The organism is Pusillimonas sp. (assembly GCF_044464525.1).
Lineage (GTDB): Bacteria > Pseudomonadota > Gammaproteobacteria > Burkholderiales > Burkholderiaceae_B > Pusillimonas.
Window position 1 is genome coordinate 38,829 of the sequence record NZ_JBIQLE010000020.1, and the last position, 21,140, is coordinate 59,968.

Genomic DNA, 21,140 nt, shown 5'->3' on the forward strand with positions numbered 1-21,140 from the left:
CCAAGGGGGCACTTTTTTCCTTGGGGCGGCCCGGCGGGGGAAATGCCCCCACGCTGCGCCGGCTACGCCGGCTTGCTGTCCCCCCGAGGGGGCGCTTTTTTCCTTGGGGCGGCCCGGCGAGGGAAATGCCCCCACGCTACGCCGGCTGCGCCGGCTTGCTGCCCCCCAAGGGGGCACTTTTTTCCTTGGGGCGGCCCGGCGGAAAAAAATGCCAGGCGGCGATTGATGCCCTTGGTTGGGTCAGGTTCTTCTGGCCAGGGCGGGGCTGGAGGCGAAATAGCCGTTGATGCCCGCCAGCATGGCCCGGGCGATGCGGTCTTGGTGGGCCGAGCTGCGCAGCAGCCGCTCTTCTTCGGGGTTGCTGATAAAGGCGGTTTCGATCAGGATGGATGGAATGTCCGGCGCCTTCAGTACCGCGAAGCCCGCGCGCTCGACGCTTTTCTTGTGCAGGCGATTGATCTTGCCGATTTCGGACAATACATTGCCGCCGACTTTCATCGAGTCGCTGATCTGTGCAGAGGTGGAGAGCTCGAGCAGTACTTTGGCCACTTGCTTGTTGTGTGATCCCAGGTTGACACCGCCGATGAGGTCGGCGTCGTTTTCTTTTTTCGCCAGTAGACGGGCGGTGGTGCTGGTGGCGCCGTTTTGCGATAGCGCATATACCGACGACCCTCGTGCCGACGGTTTGATCCATGCATCTGCATGGATCGAAATGAAGAGATCCGCCTTGACCCGTCGCGCTTTCTGCACCCTGACATGCAGCGGGACGAAGTAGTCGGCATCGCGCGTGAGGTAGGCGCGCATATTCGGTTGCGCGTCGATCAATTTCTTCAAGCGCTTTGCAATGCTTAGGACTACGTCTTTTTCACGAGTGCCCCGCGGCCCGATGGCGCCGGGGTCTTCGCCGCCATGGCCCGCGTCAAGGGCCACCAGCACGGGTCGATTCGACGGCGTCGGGGTGGGCGTGACAACGGCCGGAGGTTGTGGCGGAGTGGCCGGCTTCTTCGCCGCAGGCGGCGTGGAGGGCAGGGTCTGGCCGTCGACAGATGGAATGGGAGCAGTGTTGGGCGCGTTCTGAGCCAGGCTTTCCAGCACGTCCGCCAGGGGGTCTTCATCCTGGAAAGAGTTGGCGATGGCCACCAGCGGGTCTTGTGCGATTTGCGGGTAAAGGTCGAGTACCAGCCTGTACTTGTATTCGCCAATGGGTTTAAGCGTGAACACCTGTGGGGCGATCGGTTGCTTCAGGTCGAGCACCATGCGGATCACGTCGGGACGGTTCTGGCCTACGCGCACGGAAGCGATGTAGGGGTCGTTCGGCCTGACCTTCGACACCAGATCGTTCAGCTTGCTGCTCATGGAAAGCCCGTCAATGTCAACGACCAGGCGATGCGGATTTTCAAGCGTGAAGTGCTCGGCCTTTAACTCGCTGTCCATTTCCAGGGTGACGCGCGTGTATTCGTCGGCGGGCCAGGTACGTACTGCCAGAATGGTTCCCGCCATGGCCAGCCGGGGTACGACCGGCAGCACCAGCAGGGTGGTGGCGGTGGCTAGGATTCGTCGGCGGGCGAGTCCTTGTGCGGAAATTCCCGCAAATGGGGTGCCAGTGAAGTCAGCCATGATTGTCCTTTGTTGCTATAGGCGGCCAGGTGTGCGCATCGTCCGTCGCCTTCATAGACCAGGGAAATCTCAAGGTCGGGCGGAGGCAGGAGCGAGCCTGCTTGTTCCGGCCATTCGATCAACACAACTGCTTGTTTTTGCAGGAGATCTCGGAATCCTGCGTCGACCCACTCCCTAGGATCGCTAAATCTATAAAAATCAAGATGATAGAAGTATAAGTTAGAAACTTTATAGCTTTCAAGCAGGGCGTAGCTTGGGCTCTTGATACGACCTGTTACTCCGCATGCTCGAAGCAGGGCTCGGGCGAAGTGAGTCTTGCCGGCTCCGAGCTCTCCTTTAAGGTGGATGCGGCCCCCGGCCTCAGCCTGCCCGCCTGTTTGAAGCAGCATCGGCCCGAGAAGGCCGGCCAATGCTTCTGTGCGGCCTTCGTCTGCTAAATATAGTTTAACTTCGGCTAAAATCTCGTTTTTTTGCATATTTTGCTTTTGACGATATGGGGTTTCAGCCTGCTGATAGGGCCGTAACGCCGCGTTGAAGTAGTGACGCATTCAACTTGAGGTTTTCATTATCCCGGACGCGAGGATACTTGCTTGCGTAGAGGGCAAAACACGCGAAAATGCTTCTTGCGACGCCATGCTTTGTTTGGCATCCATACAACAGTAAGGGTCATGTATACACGGTTTTCATGGACCGAGCCTGCGTTCCGTGCTGCTATACTTTTGCTTCTTTGCCCCCGTAGTTAAATGGATATAACTTTCCCCTCCTAAGGGAAGATTGTAGGTTCGATTCCTGCCGGGGGCGCCAGGCCAGAGGGGCGCCAGGCCGCGGCGCCAGGAATGCACAGTCATTCTTTTGGCTGACAAAGCCGGGCGCCTGCCTTGCTATGATCGTTCTGCTTATCACGGGGGTCGATCATCATGGCAACAGAGCCGCTTCTATATCAAAAAAAAGAACAAATCGCGACCATTACTCTCAATCGGCCGCAGGCGCATAACGCGCTGACACCAGAGATGTTGTGCCGTCTGGCTGATGCCTTGCTTGATGCGCGCGACGATGCGGCCGTGCGTGTCATCATACTTACCGGGGCCGGCGACAGGGCGTTTTGCGCCGGTGGCGACCTGGGGCGAACTTTGCCTTTGCTTACGGGCGACCGCAAGCCCGAAGACCAGTGGGACGAGCGCCTTTTGAACGATCCCGACGTCATGCCGGTTTCTTCTTTGTGCGATCCTGCTTTGCAGAAGCCTGTCGTGGCCGCAGTGAATGGCATATGCGTGGCGGCCGGGGCCGAGTTATTGCTGGGAACCGACATTCGTGTTGCCTCCAGCGATGCCCGCTTCGCCTGGCCCGAAGTGCAGCGTGGCCTCATTCCATTTGCCGGTTCACTGGCGCGCCTGCCCGCGCAATTGCCATACTGCCAGGCAATGGAGCTGATGCTGACTGGCGAAATGATTGATGCGCAAAAGGCCTTGCAGCTGGGTTTGCTCAATTACGTGGTGCATGGGCCAGAAGTGCTCGCCGTGGCGCAAAGGCTGGCGCGGCGCATTGCGGACAATGCGCCCCTGGCCGTTGCCGAGATTAAAAAAACAGCCACCGACTCCATTGGCTTGCCGCAACACGAGGCGTTCAAGCTCGAGGAGCAGGCCTACGCCAGGGTGATGGAGACTGAAGACGCGCGCGAGGGGCCGCGTGCCTTCATGGAGCGGCGCGCACCCATTTATCAAGGCAAGTAACACTCGGCGTCCTTATACAGTTGCGTTGGCCGCCCTCGGCAGCGCCTGGTGGTTTGTGGCGCGTCAGAAAAATCAATAGGCTTTATATGACAACAGCAATAGAACTCAATGGGAAAGTGGCCGTCGTCACGGGGGGTGGACGCGGCTTGGGCCTGGAGGTTGCCAAAGCCTTGGCACGTGCCGGGGCGGCCGTGGTTGTCAACGACGTGGATGAAAGCACGGCGCAAGAAGCCGTCGAAGCCATCCAGGCGGAAGGCGGCCGGGCGGTGGCCGAAGTGGCGGCCATAGGTTCGTCGCAAGCTGCGCAGCGCTGCGTGGACAGGGCGGTCGAGGCCTTTGGCAGGCTGGACATCATGTGCGCCAATGCCGGCATCTTGCGCGACAAGGTTCTATGGAATATGTCGGATGACGATTTTGACGCCGTCATCGACACGCATCTGCGAGGCACGTTTACTTGCGCCCGTGCCGCCGTAATGCGCTTTCGAGAGCAGGGTGAAGGCGGTCGTCTGCTTCTCGTGTCGTCGCTGGCGGGCCAGCGAGGCAATTTTGGCCAAACCAACTACTCGGCGGCCAAGGCCGGCATCGCCGCCTTTACCCGCACCTGGGCATTGGAATGCGCCCGCATGGGAGTGACGGTCAATGCAGTGCTGCCAATGGCGTTTACGCAGATGGTGGCCGGCATCCCGGCCATGGCGCCGTATGCCGAATTGCTCGCTCAGGGTAAACCGCTTCCGCCGGAGCTTCGGGCGGGCATGGGCTTGGGCCTGCCGGAAGACGTCGCCCCGTTGTTTGTGTTCCTGGCTTCAGAAGCGGCGCAGGGCATCACCGGCCAGTGCATCGGTCTGGGCGGCGACAAGTTGTCGTTATGGAGTCATCCGCAGGAAGTTCGCAGCGCCTACCGCAGCGGAGGGTGGACGGCTGAAGAGATCGCACAAGCATGGGACAGCTCTGTGGGACAGCAGCTAGAGACCTATGGCATTCCCATGCCCGGCGAGAATTAACCGAGAACTGCCATCTTGATGGTCGGGTCATGAAAGCCGTGATGCCTTGGCGGTCTCTACGCTGGCCGGGCGGCACACCTTGGGTGTGCAAGGGTCATGAGCGTGCGGTTCAAGGCTTGGGTAGCGCGGCTTCCACTGTCCCGGCATCGAGCAGTTTCATGACGGCGGACGGAGAAAGGCTGATCAAGTAGCCGCGCCGCCCGCCATTCAAATAGATCATCGGGTAATCGAGCAAGCTCTTTTCCACCCATACCGACATCTTCTTGCGCGTCGCAAACGGCGACGTGCCACCTACCATATAGCCTGAATGGCGTTGCGCCGTTGCCGGCGCGCAGGGCGCAACCTTCTTGGCGCCGATCTGCCGCGCCAGGTTCTTGGTGGAAACTTCGCAGTCACCGTGCATCAGCACCACCAACGGACGACCATTCTCGTCTTCCATGATCAAGGTCTTGGCAACCTGATGCGAATCAACGCCCAGTTGGCGCGCTGATTCGGGGGCGCCGCCATGTTCGACATATTTGTAGGGGTGCTCGCCGAATTCGATCTTTTGGCGTCGCAACAGCTGTGTGGCGCGAGTTTCCGATATGTGCTTGCTCATGGGCGGTCGTACCGTCAACCGCGCGGATGATGCTGTGCGTGCAGTGTTTTCAGGCGTTCGCGCGCCACGTGAGTATAAATTTGCGTGGTGGAGATGTCAGAGTGCCCCAGCAGCATCTGCACCACACGCAGATCGGCGCCGTGGTTCAGCAGATGGGTGGCGAAGGCGTGGCGCACCACGTGAGGAGACAAGGGAACGTGTATGTCGGCCTGTTTGGCGTACTTGCGCACGATCAGCCAGAACGACTGACGCGTCATTGGCGCCGCGCGGGCGGTGACGAACAGGGCGTCGCAACGCCGCGAGCCCAGCAATTGCGGCCGGCCTTCTTTTGCATAGCGCTCTATCCAATGCGCGGCTTCCTGGCCCAGCGGAACCAGCCTGTCTTTGCCCCCCTTGCCCATGTTTACGCGAACCACGCCTTCGTTCAGATTGACGTCCAACAGGTTCAAGTCGACCAGTTCGGAAACGCGCAAGCCCGTGGCATACAAGGTTTCAAGCATGGCCCGGTCGCGCAGGCCGCGGGGTGTGGCGTTGTCGGGCGCTTGCAGCAATGCGTCCACCTGGTCTTCCGACAAGGTCTTGGGAAAGCGCGCCGCCTGCTTGGCGGCTTTGAGCGTCAGGCAGGGGTCTGCGCCAACCCGGCCTTGTCGCAGCGCCCAGAGGTAATAGCGTTTGAGGGCGGCAAGGCGCCGATTGGCTGTTGCGGCCTTTGATGTCGCATGGCTTGACGCGAACCATTCCTGGATGTCTGCCGTTTGTGCAGTATCGATGTCTTTGCCTTGATGCTCGCGCAGCCAGCGGGCAAAGGCCGTAAGGTCGCGCCTGTAGGCAGAGAGCGTGTTGTCGGCCAGGCCGTCCTCGAGCCAGACGGCGTCCAGAAACTGCTCGATCGAGGTTGGTGCAACAAAATCCACGGCAAGGCCCGAAGTACGAGTAAAAAAAGGGATTCCAAGAGGAGATTTTACTCATACCCGGCCAAGGGTCCGCACGGTACACTTCGCAGCATGGAAATTACTCTGCCTCCCCTGACGCTGGACGAGCTGGCTGAGCCTGAAAGCCCGGAAACACTTGTCCTTACAGTCAACAACCGCTATGCGCGGCGCATATTGGCCAGCCTCTCCGCCCAGCTTGGCGAAGAGCGGCGCGTCATGGCACTGCCCGACATCGTTCCGTTCCGAGGGTGGCTGCGCCAGGCAGGAGACGAGCTTTCATTCCTGCCCGAGGCCGGGCTGGCTTCGCATGTCATCGACGCCTTTGGTGCGCGCAGTCTTTGGCAGCAGGTTATTGCTGAAATCGAAATCGATAATCCATTGCTGGATTCGGCGCAGGCCGCCAAGCTGGCCATCGAAGCCGACCAGATCATGTCCGAGTGGCGCCTTGCCTTGCAGCCCGGCGAAGAAACCAGCGATCACGAGCGGTTCACGCTCTGGCGTGACGAGTATCGCGACCGGTTGGGGCGGCTTGATGCCGAGGATGCTGTGCTGGGCTTTGAGCGAGTATGCGAGGCGGTTGAAGGCGGCTTGCTGCCGCGCCGGTTCACCCGCTTGGTGCTGGCCGGTTTTTCCGAAATGTCGCCGCGCCTGCTGCGGCTGCTGGCGGCGTTTGAAGAGCAGGGCGTCACTTTGCATAGCCTGCGGCTGGATGCAGTTGCCGCCGAATCGATCCGGCGGGTGCAGGCGGCCGACCCCGACACCGAATGGCGGCTTGCGGCACAGTGGGCCGGGCGGATGCTGCGCGAATTTCCCCAGAATCGCTACGCCATCATCGCCGCCCAGCTAGAGGGCGATGCCGCGCTGGCCCATCGCGTTCTGCGTGAAGCCTTGCGCGGCACGGATGGTGAGCCGGCGCTCAGCTATAACGTTGCGGTGGCCAGGCCACTGGCGCAGTGGCCCGTTGCCCGGGCAGCCCTGGCCTGGTTACGTTTGTTGGGTGAAATGGTTCGCCGCGGGCAATGTCGCCCGGCTGACGCCGGCGAGGCGCTTTTGGCGGGTCGTTGCACGGGTGATGCGGCCGAGGCGGACGGACGAGCCCGCATCGACGCCTCCCTGCGTGCCGATGCGCTGGTGCATCTGCCGGTGGGCGAGCTCTCTCGTCGCCTGGCGATGCTTGCGCCGGAACTGATGCAGGCCTGGGGGGCCTGTTTCGACAGCGCCAGGGCCGAGGCCTCGAAAGCTTCCATCGAGGTATGGGTGGCGCGCTTCAGGCAGTGGCTTCAAACCTTGGGCTTTCCGGGCGACACCGTGCTCGATAGCCATGCCTTTCAAACCGTCGAGGCGTTCGAACGCATGCTGGAGCGTCTGGCACCACAAACGACGGTCATGGACCGGGTTGATCTTGGTGCGGCTATCTCGGCCTTGTCCGCCATGGCCATGCAGACGCCGTTTCAGCCGCAGCGTGACCCCGCCGCGCGGCTGGACGTTCAGGGCTTTCTCGAGGCCGAAGGGGGCCACTGGGATGGTGTATGGATATTAGGCCTGACAGACGAGGTCTTGCCCTCGGCGCCCCGGCCCAACCCGCTGCTGCCGCTGTCCGCCTTGAGGCGCGCCAATGCGCCGCGAGCCACCCCTGAGCGCGAGCTGCAGTGGGCGCGAACCATGTTCCAGGCCTTGTTGTGTACGGCCCCGCAAGTGTGGGTCAGCCATGCCCTTCAAGAGGGCGAGCGTGAACTGCGCGCGAGCCCCCTGATCGTGTCCTACCCGCTCGAATCGCATGGCTGGCGGTGGCCCGAGGCCGGGGTTGCGCCCATGGAGCTTTTGGTGGATGACAAAGGCCCGGCCTTGCCGCCCGGGGCCGTTACCAAAGGGGGTATAGCCGTCATTGATACCCAGGCGCGCAACCCCTTGTGGGCTTTCGTTCGATACCGCCTGGGGGCAAGCCAAATGGAAGACTACGCCGACCTGGCCGATCAAAATGCCCGCGGCATGTTTTTGCACAAGTGCATGGAACTGGTATGCAAACACATTCCCGATTCAGACACGCTTCGTGAGCAGCATGCCGACGGCCGTCTGGGCAAAGCCATGAAAGCCGCGCTGGAGCAGGCCGCAAACGAGTGTTTGGCCGATTACGGACACGCTGTACGTCAACTTGAAGTGGCCCGTGCCGGGTCGATTTTGCAGGACTGGTTTGCGCTCGAGCTCGAACGAGGCGCCTTCGTCCTCAAGGCGGTCGAGGAAACCTTCGAGTGGGCCCGTGGCCCGCTGCGCCTGAAACTGCGCCTGGATCGCATCGACACTCTGCCCGAGGGCGGGTTGGCCGTCATTGATTACAAGACAGGCGGGGGTGGCATCGACCCGCGCTCAGACTGGATGCGTGATCGGCCGGTCGGGCTGCAACTGCCTTTTTATGCCGCAGTGCTGGCCGAAGACCAGACACCGGTCGCCGCCTTGCTGCTGGCCCGTTTGCATGCGCGAGGCATTGAGGTAAAGGGCTTGGCCGACGGCGACTGCGGTTTTCCCGGTCCGGCCGCCCCGAGCGACTGGCCAGACTTCCAGCATCTTTCCTGGAGCGCTCTGATGAGCCAGTGGCGAGCGTTGATAGAGCAACTTGCCGATGAGTACGCCGGCGGCGTAGCGGCCAACTCTTTCCTGCGCACCGACGACCTGGCGTATTGCGACGTGTTGCCTTTTTTACGCCTGAACGAAGAGGTTGATCATGTCGTTTAGGCCGCCTACCGATGCCGCCGTCCGGCTTGATGCGCTGGACCCCGCTCGTTCTTTCCTGATTCAGGCTCCGGCCGGCTCGGGCAAGACCGAGCTGCTGACCGACCGCATCCTCGCGCTTCTGGCAACGGTCGACAGGCCGGAAGAAATCCTGGCCATTACCTTTACGCGCAAGGCTGCTTCGGAAATGCACGCGCGGGTGCTGACCAAGCTAAGGGCGGGCGAGGGGAACGAGCCCGAAGAGCCGCACAAGAAGAACAGTTGGCGCCTGGCCAGGCAGGCCATGGCCCGCGACAAAGAAAAGCAGTGGAATTTGCTCGAGTATCCCGCACGCTTGGGCATACGCACTATCGATTCCTTTTCATCGTGGCTGGTGCGGGTCACACCGTGGTTAAGCACGCTGGGCGGGCTGCCCGGTGTTACCGAGCAGGCGGCCGAGCATTACCAAGAGGCGGCCAAGGCCACCTTGGCCATGGCCGATGACGACGACAGAGTGGCGCGATTAATCGCCCACCTGGATGTCGATCTGCGCGCGGCTCAAGGCCTGATCGCGGGAATGCTGGCCAGCCGCGACCAATGGCTGCCCTTGCTTGGCGAAGGCAGCGACGCGGGCCGCTTGCTGCATAACCTGATCCAGGCCGTAGAGGCCGACCTGACGCAGCTTGCGCAATACATGCCCCCGGGGTGGTCGCATTCGCTGGCCCAGCCTCTATCGGCGGCCATAGACGCCTTGCGTGCGGCGGACAAACCCTGCGCCTTCGACGCGCTGCTTGACTGGGACGGCGCGGCGCTGGCGCCTTCCTTCGCCGAGCTGGCGCGCTGGCAGGCATTGGCCAACGCGCTGCTGACCCAGACCAACACGCTACGTCGCACGGCCGACAAACGCATGGGTTTCGACCCCAAGACGCCGCATAAAGACAGCTTCATGCAATGGCTCAACACATGTGAACCCGGCGAGCCCTGGGTCGCCTGCCTGGCCCGTATCCGCAACGCTCCAGCAGGCGGCTACGAGCCTGAGCAGCTTGCGGTGCTGGGCGATCTGATTCATGTTTTGTGGCTGGCGACGGCGCAGTTGAAACTGCGGTTCAGCGAACAATCCGAAGTCGACTTCATTGAAATTTCTCAAAGCGCGTTGCACGCGCTGGGCAGCGCCGACCACCCCAGCGAACTGCTCTTGAAGCTGGATGCCTCCATAAGGCATTTGCTGGTGGACGAATTCCAGGATACCAGTCAATCGCAGATACGATTGCTGACTTCGCTGACTGCCGGTTGGGAACCAGGAGATGGGCGCACCGTTTTTTTGGTTGGCGACCCGATGCAGTCCATCTACCGCTTTCGCAAGGCCGAAGTGGGGCTGTTCCTGAGCGTGCGTGAACATGGTTTAGGCGACATCCCCCTCGAGTCCTTGAACTTGACGGACAATTTCCGTTCCCAGGCCAACATCGTGGACTGGGTCAATCAGATGTTCGAGCCGCTGTTCCCGGGCCAGGCCGATCCGGGCATGGGGGCGATTCCGTACACCGCCTCCAAGGCCTATCATGAGCCCCTGGGCGACATCGGAGCCGAGATGCATCCGGTGTGGACCCATGCGTCGATAGATGGTGAGTCGGCGGCCCGCACGGCCGAATCCATCGCTGTCGAGCTGGCGCGCGAGGCTTTGGAGCGTCACGCCGACAGCGAACACCCGGTCGCCATCCTGGTGCGCGCCCGGGGGCATCTGGAAGGCGTTGTGCGTCGGTTGACGTCCGAGGGCATGCCATGCCGCGCCGTCGAGCTCTCCCCCTTGAAATCGCGCCAGGTAGTGGGCGACGCTGTGCAGCTGGCGCGGGCTTTGTCTCATCCCGCCGATCGGCTGGCCTGGCTCTCGGTTCTGCGCTCCCCTTTGTGCGGGCTGACGCTTCAAACGCTGCACGATTTATTCGGCGCCGATCATCGCACTACGCCCCGCGAGCTGCTGAACCGTTGGTTGCGGGGCGAGTCGAAAGCCGATGTGCCGCAGGACGAGGCCCGGCGCTTGCGGCATGCCTGTGCGGTGTTGCTGGACGATGCCAACGCTTCGGGCGGCGTGCCGTTTACCGCGTGGCTGCAATCGTGTTGGGAGCGGCTGGGCGGGCCTGCCATTTATTCCGGCGCGGGCGATCGTGCCGATGCCGAAAGCCTGTTTCGTCTGATCGAGAAGCTTGCCCCTTACGGTGGGCTCGATCCGGCAGAACTTGAGCTGCGTCTCGAGCAGCTATACGCGGCCCCCGAAGGAGCCGACAGATCGGTCGAGGTAATGACCATCCATAAATCCAAGGGCCTGCAGTTTGAAACGGTGATCTTGATGGGCATGCATCGCAGGCCCCGCTCGGACACGCAACCATTGTTGCGCCTGGAGCACAGTGAAGGGCGTTTGCTGCTTGGCCCGATCAAGCATCGCGCCTCGGATACGGCCGACCCGGTTTCAGCCTACCTGGCCGAGCGCGAGAAGCTCCGCGCCGCATACGAAGCCGATCGCCTGCTGTACGTGGCGGTGACACGGGCCTGCCAGCAATTGCATTTGATCGGCGAAGTGGCGCTTGATGATGAGGGCGGTGTCAAAACGCCCTCGGCATCGAGCTTGTTGGGCCGCTTGTGGCCGTATTTGCCCCAGCCGGTCCCGCCGCCCTTGGCGGAATTGATTGCGGGCGATCTTGAATTCACCCCACGTGCGGCGCAGCGGCGTTTTGCCCGTGTGCAAATTGACGGGCTGGCCGACGCCGAACAGATAGAGGGCGCGCCTCGGGTTTCAGCATGGCAATGGGCACCTGACACCACCCACGAGGCGGCAATTGGAACCGTGGCGCATGCCTGGCTCGAACGGCTGGGCCGCGAAGGGCCGGATACCTGGTCGGATGACCGGATACGGCAGAGCCTGCCCGTCTTGCGCAAACAGCTTGGCCGGGCAGGGCTGCCGCCTTCAGCCCTGGATGATGCTGCCTCGGTGGTGAGCCAGACGCTTTGTGCTACGTTGTCCAGCGAACGCGGCTTGTGGCTGTTGGGGGCCGCGAAGGCGTATCGTGAATGGTCGTTGCTCGATGTCTCGGGCCGAGTATCGGTTATTGACCTTGCCATTGCTGACGAGGAAGGCTGGCTGATTGTGGACTATAAGACCGGCGTGCCCCAGGAGGGCGAGGCGGCACAAGCGTTTGCGGCCCGCATGCGCCATCGCCATGGCGACCAGTTGCGGCGCTATTGCGAGCAGGTTGCCGCACTGGACGGCCGGCCTGCGCGCGCGGCCTTGTACTTCCCCAGGGCCGATATCTGGCTGGAGTACTGAAGGTTCGTGCGACTCCTGTTAAACTCTGTCGTGGCGGGCCCCTTCGCATGGTCCGGCGGCAAACCTGGTCAGGTCGGGAACGAAGCAGCCATAGTCGCTAAGGATCAGTGCCGAAGCCAGGCTCGCCACCTCATTTTCGGCGGATATCCGCTCGCGCCTCAAGTCGTGCCGAATCCGGTACACTTTTCATTTGCTTTCCGATCGCCTTCTGGTACGGGTCTTCCTGCATGACATATCTGGTGCTGGCACGCAAATGGCGGCCGCGTTCCTTCGAAACCCTGGTTGGCCAAGACCACGTGGTCCGCGCGCTTACCCACGCCTTGGCCACACAACGCCTGCATCATGCCTGGCTGTTTACGGGCACCCGCGGTGTGGGCAAGACAACGCTGTCGCGCATTTTGGCCAAATCGCTCAATTGCGAACACGGCATCACGGCAACGCCCTGCGACACCTGCCGAGCTTGTGTCGAGATTGATGCGGGGCGTTTTGTCGATTACGTCGAGCTGGATGCAGCCTCCAATCGCGGGGTCGACGAGATGACCCAGTTGCTCGAGCAGGCCGTCTATGCACCCAGTTCGGGCCGCTTCAAGGTCTATATGATCGACGAAGTCCATATGCTCACCGGGCATGCGTTCAATGCCATGCTCAAGACGCTCGAAGAGCCGCCGCCGCACGTCAAGTTCATCCTGGCTACGACCGATCCGCAAAAAATCCCGGTAACTGTACTGTCGCGGTGCCTGCAGTTCAATCTCAAGCAAATGACATCCGAGTCCATCGTGGCTCACTTGCAAGAGGTGCTTGCGCAAGAAGACATGCCGTTCGAAGTTCCGGCGTTGCGGCTCATTGCCCAGGCTGCGTCAGGCTCGATGCGCGATGCTTTGTCCCTGACCGATCAAGCCATCGCCTATAGCGCGGGCAATCTCACGCTTGAGGCCATGCAAGGCATGCTGGGCACCATCGACCAGCGCTACTTGCTGCGGCTGCTAGAGGCCCTGACAGCGGGTAGCGGCGTCGAGGTGTTGCGGGTGGCTGACGAACTTGCCACGCGGGGCCTGTCGTTTTCCGGCGCCCTGGCCGATCTGGCAGTGTTGCTGTCCCGGGTGGCTATTCAGCAGCGCGTACCCGGTGCGCTGGATTCCGGCGAACCGATGGCTGAAGAGATTGCCCGGCTGGCGGGCTTGATGCATCCCGATCTGGTGCAGCTGTTCTATTCAGTGGCCGTGCATAGCCGCAATGAGCTTTCCCTGGCGCCGGACGAATATGCCGGCTTCGTGATGGCCTGTCTGCGCATGCTGGCGCTTGCGCCCGAAGCTGAACCTATAGGTATGGGCGACAGCGGCGGCGGTCAGGCAGGCGATTCGCCAGCCAGGGCCGAGCCGGCCCGCGATGCGGGCAAACTTGCGGCTGCACCGGCATCCAAGGTCGCTACAGCGGCCGAGCCTGCCGATGCGCCAGCGTCCAAGGTCGATACAACGGATGATGCAAGCGATGATGTTTCGTCAGCCGCCGTCTCAGCAGCACCCGTTCACACGCCGGTTTCCGCTCCGCCGGCAGCGGCGGCAATGGCGCGCGCTGCCGCGTCTCGCGAGGCAGGCAGCGATCCGTCCGTCGAGCCCGGCGCAGCGCCGTCGGCGAATGTTCCAACGCACTCTGCTCAGCCGGCCGCCCGGCATGGTTCGGAAGCGGCGGATGCACCCGATGGGGTTGAGGCGGCTCACGCCCTTATGCCCGATGACATTCCAGCCTGGGAGGATATCCCTCCCGATCTGGATGCCGGCCAGTTCGAACCTTACCAAGAAGAGGGCGAGACTGGCGGCGATGGTTCGTACACCATGCCCGACGATGGCGCGGAAATTGGGCTTGAAGCGGTCCAGCCCGACTCTGCCGCCGCAGCCGTCTTCGCGCCTGAGCGCACGAAGATACGTTCGCCCAGATTGAACAAGATGGACGCCAAGGCCTGGCCTGCCCTGGCTGCGCAGTTGCCGGTGACCGGCCTGGCCGCCGAGCTGGCGCGCCAGAGCGAATGGCTGGGTGTGCAAGAAAGCGAAATTCGTCTGCGCGTGGCGGTGCGTACGCTGGCGGCAACGGCGGGCAAGGCGCGCTTGCGTACTGTGCTTTCCGAGCACTTTGGCACGGTGGTGCAACTGGACGTCGAGTTTGGCGCCACAGGTGAGGAAACCGCCCATGCGGTTGCGCAGGCCGAACGTGCGGCGCGGCAAAAACAGGCGGAACATGACGTGCAGCTTGATCCAGTGGTTCGCGCCCTTATCGACGAATTCGGAGCTCAGCTCGTGCCGGGCTCGGTGCGTGCTGTATTCAACAACCAGTCCGCATAATGCCTGTTGCCGGGCTTGCGGCTCAAGCCGGCCAACGCGTTTTATCGGGTTGGCGCCGTGTTCGCTCAAAGCGGGCTAAATTTGCTTTATTCACTTCATACATTCAGGAAACATCATCATGCTGAAAGGACAGATGGCCGGGCTAATGCGCCAGGCCCAGCAAATGCAGGAAAACATGAAGAAGGCGCAGGAGGCCCTGGCCGACATTCTCGTCGAAGGCGCTGCCGGCGGCGGCCTGGTCAAAGTCACCATGAGCTGCCGCAACGACGTCAAGCGCGTGGCGATCGACCCGTCTTTGCTCGAAGAAGACAAAGACATGCTCGAAGACCTGCTGGGCGCAGCCGTGAATGATGCTCTGCGCAAGGCCGAAGCCACTGCCCAAGAGAAGATGTCGTCGGTTACGGCCGGCATGCCCTTGCCCCCCGGCATGAAGCTGCCTTTCTGATCTTTCGATGTCGTCCACACTGCCGGAACCCGAGCCGTTAAAGGCGCTTATAGAAGCTTTGCGCCGCCTGCCGGGCGTGGGGGTGCGCTCGGCTCGGCGCATGGCCTATCACATGCTTCAGCACGATCTGGCCGGTGCCGAGCGCCTTTCCCGGGCGCTGGCCGACGCGGTGCGCGATCTGCGCCACTGCGAGCGCTGCAACGGCTTTTCCGACGAACCCGTATGCCCGGTTTGCGCAAACCCCAAACGCGATGGCTCGTTGCTGTGTGTGGTCGAGACGCCCGCCGACCAGAACATGATTGAGTCCAGCCATGGGTACAAAGGCCTGTATTACGTCTTGATGGGGCGTTTGGCGCCTCTCGAAGGCGTTGGGCCGGCCGAATTGCATTTTGACCGGCTGATTGAGCGCGCCTGCGATGGCGAGGTGCGCGAGGTGATCCTGGCGACCAATTTCACGGCCGAGGGCGAGACGACAGCCCATTATTTGGCTGAATCGCTGCGCGCGCGCGGGCTGTCGGTGTCGCGGCTGGCCCGCGGAGTGCCGGCGGGCAGCGAGCTGGAATACGTAGACGCGGGGACAATCGCCTGGGCGCTGATGGAACGGCGCAGCTCTTAGCACTGCGCCGCTTTACGGCATGCCGTATCAGACGGCGTTCGCTGATGCCCCTACGCGCAGTTGTTCGACAAGCGCGTCAAGCTTGGCGGCGTCTGTGGCGAAGATGCGGATGCCCTCCCCGAGTTTATCGCTGGCCATGGCATCCATATTGAGCGAGGTGCGAAACCGCACCTCGTCCATGACGATGCGCTCGGGCGGGTTTTGCACGGCGGTGCTAGGGTCGAGCTGACGGGCAAGAGGCTCGGTGCTTTGTGAAAGCTCGCCAAGCAGCTCGGGGCTGATGGTAAGCAGATCGCAGCCCGCCAGGGCGCGGATCTGGCCAATGTTGCGGAAGCTTGCGCCCATAATTTCAGTTGGAATGCCGTTGGCCTTGTAATAGCGATATATATTGCGCACCGACTGTACTCCTGGGTCGGAGGTTCCGGCATTGGCTGCCTCGTCCCATTGCGGGCCGGCGGCCTTTTTGTGCCAGTCGTAGATGCGGCCGACGAAGGGCGAGATCAGGCGCACCTTCGCCCCCGCGCAAGCAACGGCCTGTGTAAGAGAGAAAAGCAGCGTCAAATTGCAGTCTATGCCCTCTGCTTGAAGTGCCTTGGCAGCCTGAATGCCTTCCCAGGTTGACGCGATCTTGATCAGCACGCGTTCGCGCGGGATACCGGCAAGCCGATACAGTTCGACGATTTGCCGGGCTCGAACAATTGTGGCCTGTGTGTCGAAGGAAAGCCGGGCGTCGACTTCAGTCGAGACACGCCCGGGCACGATCTTCAGGATTTCGCGTCCGAAAGCCACGAGAAGGCGGTCGACCAGTTCTTGAAGCGGCGCGCCGGGGTGGTCGGCGACAGTACGCTCAAGCAGGGGGCGATAAGCATCTTTTTGCACCGCCTTCAGGATCAGCGAAGGGTTGGTCGTGGCATCGGTAGGGCGATGAACCTGCATCGCCTCGAAATCGCCCGTGTCGGCGACGACGGTGGTGTACTGGCGCAGGGCTTCGAGTTGACTGGTCATGGATTTGTATCTTCTATCAGCGTTAAGGCACCCCTACAGTATAGGTGCAAAGCAAAGCACCCCCGATGGGCCGGGCTTCGCAGGGGTATGGCCCCGGCGCCGAGAGGCGTCTCATCTCAAGGTATAATTCGAAGGTTTACTTACTGATTTTATAACCGGGGTTTAGCGTTGCTGCCGTCATTACTTCCAGAGGGGTGTGAATCCACCCCTTCCGCAATCCTGGCCTTGGCAGACGGTACCATCTTCAAGGGCGTCTCCATCGGCGCTGAAGGGCATACTGTCGCCGAGGTCGTCTTCAACACATCCATGACGGGCTACCAAGAGATCATCACCGATCCTAGCTATAGCGGCCAAATCGTCACGCTTACCTGTCCGCACATCGGCAACACCGGTATCAACGGCGAAGACGTCGAATCCAGCCGCGTGCATGCGGCCGGGCTCGTTGTGCGCGACTGTTCACTGCGCGTATCCAGCTTTCGCGCCACCATGTCGCTGCCAGACTACCTTAAGCAGCAAGGCATTGTTGCCATCTCGGGCGTCGATACACGCAAGCTTACCCGCATCCTGCGCGACAGCGGTGCACAGGGCGCCTGCATCCTGGTAGGCGACGACGAGCAGAAGGCGGTAGAGCTGGCGCGCGGTTTTCCGGGCATGGCGGGTCAAGATCTGGCCCGCACCGTATCAACCCAAAGCGTTGGCTCCTGGAATGAAGGCACCTGGAAGCTGGGCGCCGGGTCTCGGCAAATCGGCTCGGGTGCTTATCACGTGGTCGCTTACGACTTCGGCATCAAATCCAATATCCTGAGGCTGCTGGCCGATCGTGGCTGCCGCATCACCGTTGTGCCGGCGCAAACCCCCGTCGACGACGTGCTGGCGCTCAAGCCCGACGGAATCTTCCTGTCGAACGGCCCCGGCGACCCCGAGCCCTGCGACTACGCCATCGATACCGCTCGCACGGCTATCGGCCGCAAGATACCCCTGTTCGGCATATGCCTCGGGCAGCAGATCATCGGCCTGGCGGTGGGGGCGAAAACGGTAAAGATGAAGGCGGGACACCACGGCGCCAATCATCCCGTGCACGAGCTCGACAGCGGACGCGTGTTCATCACCAGCCAGAACCACGGCTTCAACGTCGACGGCGACACCCTGCCGGCTAATGCCCGCATCACTCATGTGTCGCTGTTTGACGGCACCTTGCAGGGCTTCGAACTTACCGACGCGCCCGTATTCTGCTTTCAGGGCCATCCCGAGGCTAGCCCGGGACCGCACGACATCGTCGTGCTCTTCGACAAATTCATCAGCCTCATGGCCCAGAACACCTAATCCAGAATTATGGCAAAGCGTACAGACATAAAAAGCATACTTATCATCGGTGCAGGCCCCATTGTCATCGGACAGGCTTGCGAATTCGATTATTCCGGCGCACAGGCATGCAAGGCGCTCAAGGCCGAGGGGTATCGTACTGTTCTGGTCAACAGTAACCCGGCCACCATCATGACCGATCCGGAAACGGCCGACGTCACTTATATCGAACCAATCACCTGGCAGGCGGTTGAAAAAATCATCGAGCGCGAGAAACCCGACGCGCTGCTGCCCACCATGGGCGGCCAGACCGCGCTTAATTGCGCGCTCGATCTAGAGCGTCACGGTGTGCTTGAAAAGCACGGTGTTGAAATGATTGGCGCCAATGCGGTTGCCATCGACAAGGCCGAAGACCGCCAGAAGTTCAAGCAGGCCATGACTGACATTGGGCTTGAATCAGCCAAGTCGGGCGTGGCGCACTCCATGGACGAAGCCTGGGCTGTGCAAAAGCGCATCTCCGAAGAAACCGGTTCGGCGGGCTTCCCGGTGGTGATCCGGCCCAGCTTCACGCTGGGCGGCACAGGCGGCGGCATTGCCTACAACCCCGAAGAGTTCGAGGTAATTTGTCGTCGCGGCCTCGAGGCCTCTCCCACCAACGAGCTGCTTATCGAAGAGTCGCTGCTGGGCTGGAAAGAATACGAGATGGAGGTTGTGCGCGACTGCGTCGACAACTGCATTATCGTGTGCTCGATCGAGAACCTCGACCCCATGGGGGTGCATACGGGCGATTCGATTACCGTTGCGCCGGCCCAAACGCTTACCGACAAAGAATATCAAATCATGCGCGATGCCTCCATTGCGGTGTTGCGCGAGATCGGCGTCGATACCGGCGGCTCGAACGTGCAATTTGCGGTCAATCCGGCAAACGGACGCATGATCGTCATCGAGATGAATCCGCGGGTATCGCGTTCTTCGGCGCTGGCTTCCAAGGCAACCGGCTTTCCCATTGCCAAGGTGGCGGCGCGCCTGGCCGTCGGCTATACGCTGGACGAACTCAAGAACGAAATCACGGGCGGCGCCACGCCGGCGTCTTTCGAGCCCACCATCGACTACGTGGTCACCAAGGTGCCGCGTTTCGCCTTCGAGAAATTCCCCCAGGTCGACTCGCGCCTGACCACTCAGATGAAGTCGGTGGGCGAGGTCATGGCCATTGGCCGCACCTTCCAAGAGTCCTTCCAGAAAGCCTTGCGTGGTCTGGAAGTGGGGGTGGACGGCCTTAACCAAAAGACCACCGACCGCGAGAAACTGCAAGTCGAGCTGGCTGAGCCCGGCCCCGAGCGCATCTGGTATGTGGGCGACGCCTTTGCGCAAGGTTTCACCCTCGAAGAGGTGCACGGCCTTACCCATATCGACCCTTGGTTTCTGGCGCAGATCAAGCAAATCGTCGACATCGAGCTGGCTCTGGAACAAAAGACGCTGGCCGATCTTGATCGCGACACTGTCTGGCAGCTCAAGCGCCGCGGTTTTTCAGACCGCCGATTGGCTTTTTTGCTGGATACGTCCGAATCCGAGTTTCGCAAGCTGCGTCACCAGATGGGCGTGCGGCCGGTCTACAAGCGCGTCGATACCTGCGCGGCCGAGTTCCCGACCAAGACCGCCTACATGTATTCCACCTATGAAGACGAATGCGAGGCGGCGCCCACCGATCGCAAGAAAATCATTGTTCTGGGCGGAGGGCCCAACCGCATCGGCCAGGGCATCGAGTTCGATTATTGCTGCGTCCACGCGGCTCTGGCGTTAAGCGAAGATGGTTTTGAAACCATCATGATCAACTGCAACCCCGAAACCGTCTCGACCGATTACGATACTTCCGATCGCCTCTATTTCGAGCCGCTTACGCTCGAAGATGTGCTAGAGATCGTGCACAAAGAGAACCCGGCGGGCACGATCGTGCAGTACGGCGGACAAACCCCTTTGAAGCTGGCCCGTGCTCTTGAAGCCAACGGCGTGCCTATTATCGGAACCAGCCCTGAATCCATTGACGTGGCCGAAGATCGCGAACGCTTCCAGAAGCTGCTCAACAAGCTTGGCCTGCGTCAGCCGCCCAACCGCACGGCGCGCACCGAGGGCGAGGCCATGGCCCATGCCGCCGAAATCGGCTATCCGCTGGTGGTGCGGCCCAGTTACGTGCTGGGCGGCCGCGCCATGGAAATCGTTCACGAGCCGCAAGACCTCGAGCGCTATATGCGCGAGGCGGTCAAGGTCAGCAACGATTCTCCGGTGCTGCTTGATCACTTCCTGAACAACGCCACCGAAGTGGACGTTGACTGTATCGCCGACGGCGAAGTCGTATTTATCGGCGGAGTCATGGAGCACATCGAGCAGGCTGGGGTTCATTCCGGCGACTCGGCGTGCAGCCTGCCTCCGTACTCCCTTTCCAGCGAAGCCATCGCCGAAATCGAGCGGCAGACAGCGCTGATGGCTCGCGCCCTTAACGTCAAGGGCCTGATGAACGTGCAGTTCGCCATCCAGAACGGTGACGTCTATGTGCTCGAGGTGAACCCGCGCGCGTCCCGGACAGTGCCTTTTGTATCCAAGGCCACGGGCCTTCAGCTTGCCAAGATTGCTGCGCGAGCCATGGCCGGCAGTACCCTGGCCTCGCAAGGTGTCACAGAGCAGGTCGTTCCGTCGTACTTTTCGGTAAAAGAAGCGGTGTTTCCGTTCGTGAAATTCCCGGGCGTCGATACCATTCTGGGTCCGGAGATGAAGTCCACTGGCGAGGTCATGGGCGTGGGCGAAAGCTTCGCCGAAGCATTCGTCAAATCGCAACTGGCCGCCAGTGTGGCGCTGCCCGAATCGGGTGTCGCTTTCATCAGCGTGCGCGACCAAGATAAACCGCGCGCGGTTGAAGTGGCGCGCGGCCTCATCGACCTTGGTTTCAAGGTTGTTGCCACTCGAGGTACCGCCGCAGCCATCGAGGCGGAGGGGCTTGCAGTGCAGATCGTCAACAAGGTTACCGAGAGCCGGCCACACATTGTCGACATGATAAAGAACCGGGAAATCTCTCTGGTCATCAACACAGTCGAAGAGCGGCGCAACGCCATCGCCGATTCGCGCATGATCCGCACCAACGCGCTTCAGTCCCGATTGGCATTCTTCACCACCATCGCCGGAGCAAGGGCGGCCGTCGAAGGCCTGCAATACTTGCGCAACGGGGGCGGCCTGAAGGTTTATTCCCTGCAAGAACTTCACGCCCGCTTGCATTAAGCAGCGCAGGCGTGCTGTAAAAGAAAAACGGCGGCTTACCCGCCGTTTTTCCATTATGCAGAAACCGTCCGAGGGCCCCATATGCAGGGTTCATATCTCTTCGAGACACCATGAGTCTGGCTGGGCGGCCTTTCCTAAAAATGTGCGTTCGGCATGCGCCGTGTGCTGACGAAGGGAAGGCGGGGGAAGTCGGCGACAGCATGTGTGAATCCCGAAGCGCGTAGCGCTGAGGTCAATGGAATGGACGCCTCCACCCGGTTTCGGCA

At 61.4% G+C, this 21,140-nt stretch carries 14 protein-coding genes, 1 tRNA gene and 1 other RNA gene; 11 read left to right on the plus strand and 5 right to left on the minus strand.

Translation table 11 applies throughout. The annotated features are described in order from the left end of the window. Window positions 1-240: 240 nt before the first annotated feature. Window positions 241-1,617: an N-acetylmuramoyl-L-alanine amidase gene (locus ACIY1O_RS11970; protein ID WP_397475321.1), complete on the minus strand. Its 1,377-nt coding sequence runs from the start codon at window positions 1,615-1,617 to the stop codon at window positions 241-243. Beyond that, on the minus strand, window positions 1,548-2,093 hold the full coding sequence (gene tsaE / locus ACIY1O_RS11975) for a tRNA (adenosine(37)-N6)-threonylcarbamoyltransferase complex ATPase subunit type 1 TsaE (RefSeq protein WP_397475337.1): 546 nt from the start codon (window positions 2,091-2,093) through the stop codon (window positions 1,548-1,550). The genes ACIY1O_RS11970 and tsaE overlap by 70 nt, the downstream gene beginning before the upstream one ends. Before the next feature lie 253 nt (window positions 2,094-2,346). On the opposite strand from tsaE, the gene ACIY1O_RS11980 reads away from it, so the two are divergent. From ACIY1O_RS11980 to ACIY1O_RS11990, 3 genes are all read left to right on the plus strand, one after another. Then, a tRNA-Arg gene (locus tag ACIY1O_RS11980) sits at window positions 2,347-2,421 on the plus strand. 113 nt (window positions 2,422-2,534) lie between these two features. Further along, on the plus strand, window positions 2,535-3,347 hold the full coding sequence (locus tag ACIY1O_RS11985; RefSeq protein WP_397475322.1) for an enoyl-CoA hydratase/isomerase family protein: 813 nt from the start codon (window positions 2,535-2,537) through the stop codon (window positions 3,345-3,347). A gap of 86 nt (window positions 3,348-3,433) precedes the next feature. Continuing rightward, window positions 3,434-4,348 (plus strand): SDR family NAD(P)-dependent oxidoreductase, encoded by a 915-nt coding sequence (locus tag ACIY1O_RS11990; RefSeq protein ID WP_397475323.1) that lies wholly within the window; start codon window positions 3,434-3,436, stop codon window positions 4,346-4,348. Between the two features lie 109 nt (window positions 4,349-4,457). On the opposite strand, the gene ybaK is transcribed toward ACIY1O_RS11990, so the two are convergent. Further along, window positions 4,458-4,946 (minus strand): Cys-tRNA(Pro) deacylase, encoded by a 489-nt coding sequence (gene ybaK, locus ACIY1O_RS11995; protein ID WP_397475324.1) that lies wholly within the window; start codon window positions 4,944-4,946, stop codon window positions 4,458-4,460. Between the two features lie 14 nt (window positions 4,947-4,960). Further along, entirely contained in the window at window positions 4,961-5,860 is a 900-nt protein-coding gene (xerD, locus tag ACIY1O_RS12000) for a site-specific tyrosine recombinase XerD (RefSeq protein WP_397475325.1), read from the minus strand. Window positions 5,861-5,950: 90 nt separating this feature from the next. Between xerD and ACIY1O_RS12005 the strand changes: the two genes are divergently transcribed. The 6 genes from ACIY1O_RS12005 (at window position 5,951) to recR (ending at window position 15,300) form a co-directional block, all read left to right on the plus strand. Beyond that, a complete protein-coding gene (locus tag ACIY1O_RS12005) occupies window positions 5,951-8,608 on the plus strand; it encodes a PD-(D/E)XK nuclease family protein (RefSeq protein WP_397475326.1) in 2,658 nt (885 codons plus the stop codon). After that, on the plus strand, window positions 8,598-11,903 hold the full coding sequence (locus tag ACIY1O_RS12010; protein ID WP_397475327.1) for a UvrD-helicase domain-containing protein: 3,306 nt from the start codon (window positions 8,598-8,600) through the stop codon (window positions 11,901-11,903). Before ACIY1O_RS12005 ends, ACIY1O_RS12010 begins: the two co-directional genes overlap by 11 nt. 32 nt (window positions 11,904-11,935) lie before the next feature. Further along, window positions 11,936-12,033, plus strand: an RNA gene (gene ffs, locus ACIY1O_RS12015) — signal recognition particle sRNA small type. A 97-nt stretch (window positions 12,034-12,130) separates the two neighbouring features. Then, window positions 12,131-14,239, plus strand: coding sequence for a DNA polymerase III subunit gamma/tau (locus ACIY1O_RS12020; RefSeq protein ID WP_397475328.1), 2,109 nt, complete (start codon window positions 12,131-12,133; stop codon window positions 14,237-14,239). 118 nt (window positions 14,240-14,357) lie between these two features. Continuing rightward, on the plus strand, window positions 14,358-14,684 hold the full coding sequence (locus ACIY1O_RS12025) for a YbaB/EbfC family nucleoid-associated protein (RefSeq protein WP_397475329.1): 327 nt from the start codon (window positions 14,358-14,360) through the stop codon (window positions 14,682-14,684). A gap of 7 nt (window positions 14,685-14,691) precedes the next feature. Beyond that, complete coding sequence (recR, locus tag ACIY1O_RS12030) at window positions 14,692-15,300, plus strand: recombination mediator RecR (protein WP_397475330.1); 609 nt, start codon at window positions 14,692-14,694, stop codon at window positions 15,298-15,300. Window positions 15,301-15,327: 27 nt separating this feature from the next. Here the strand turns inward: recR and tal are convergent, their stop codons facing one another. Continuing rightward, a complete protein-coding gene (tal, locus tag ACIY1O_RS12035; protein ID WP_397475331.1) occupies window positions 15,328-16,305 on the minus strand; it encodes a transaldolase in 978 nt (325 codons plus the stop codon). Window positions 16,306-16,473: 168 nt separating this feature from the next. Here tal and carA point away from each other — a divergent pair, with 168 nt between their 5' ends. Both carA and carB read left to right on the plus strand, forming a co-directional pair. After that, window positions 16,474-17,628 carry a glutamine-hydrolyzing carbamoyl-phosphate synthase small subunit gene (carA, locus tag ACIY1O_RS12040; protein WP_397475332.1) on the plus strand — a complete coding sequence of 385 codons (1,155 nt, stop codon included), beginning with the start codon at window positions 16,474-16,476 and terminating at the stop codon, window positions 17,626-17,628. 9 nt (window positions 17,629-17,637) lie between these two features. Next, the gene (gene carB, locus ACIY1O_RS12045; protein WP_397475333.1) at window positions 17,638-20,874 is read left to right on the plus strand and encodes a carbamoyl-phosphate synthase large subunit; all 3,237 of its coding nucleotides are present in this window, start codon (window positions 17,638-17,640) and stop codon (window positions 20,872-20,874) included. Window positions 20,875-21,140 lie beyond the last annotated feature (266 nt).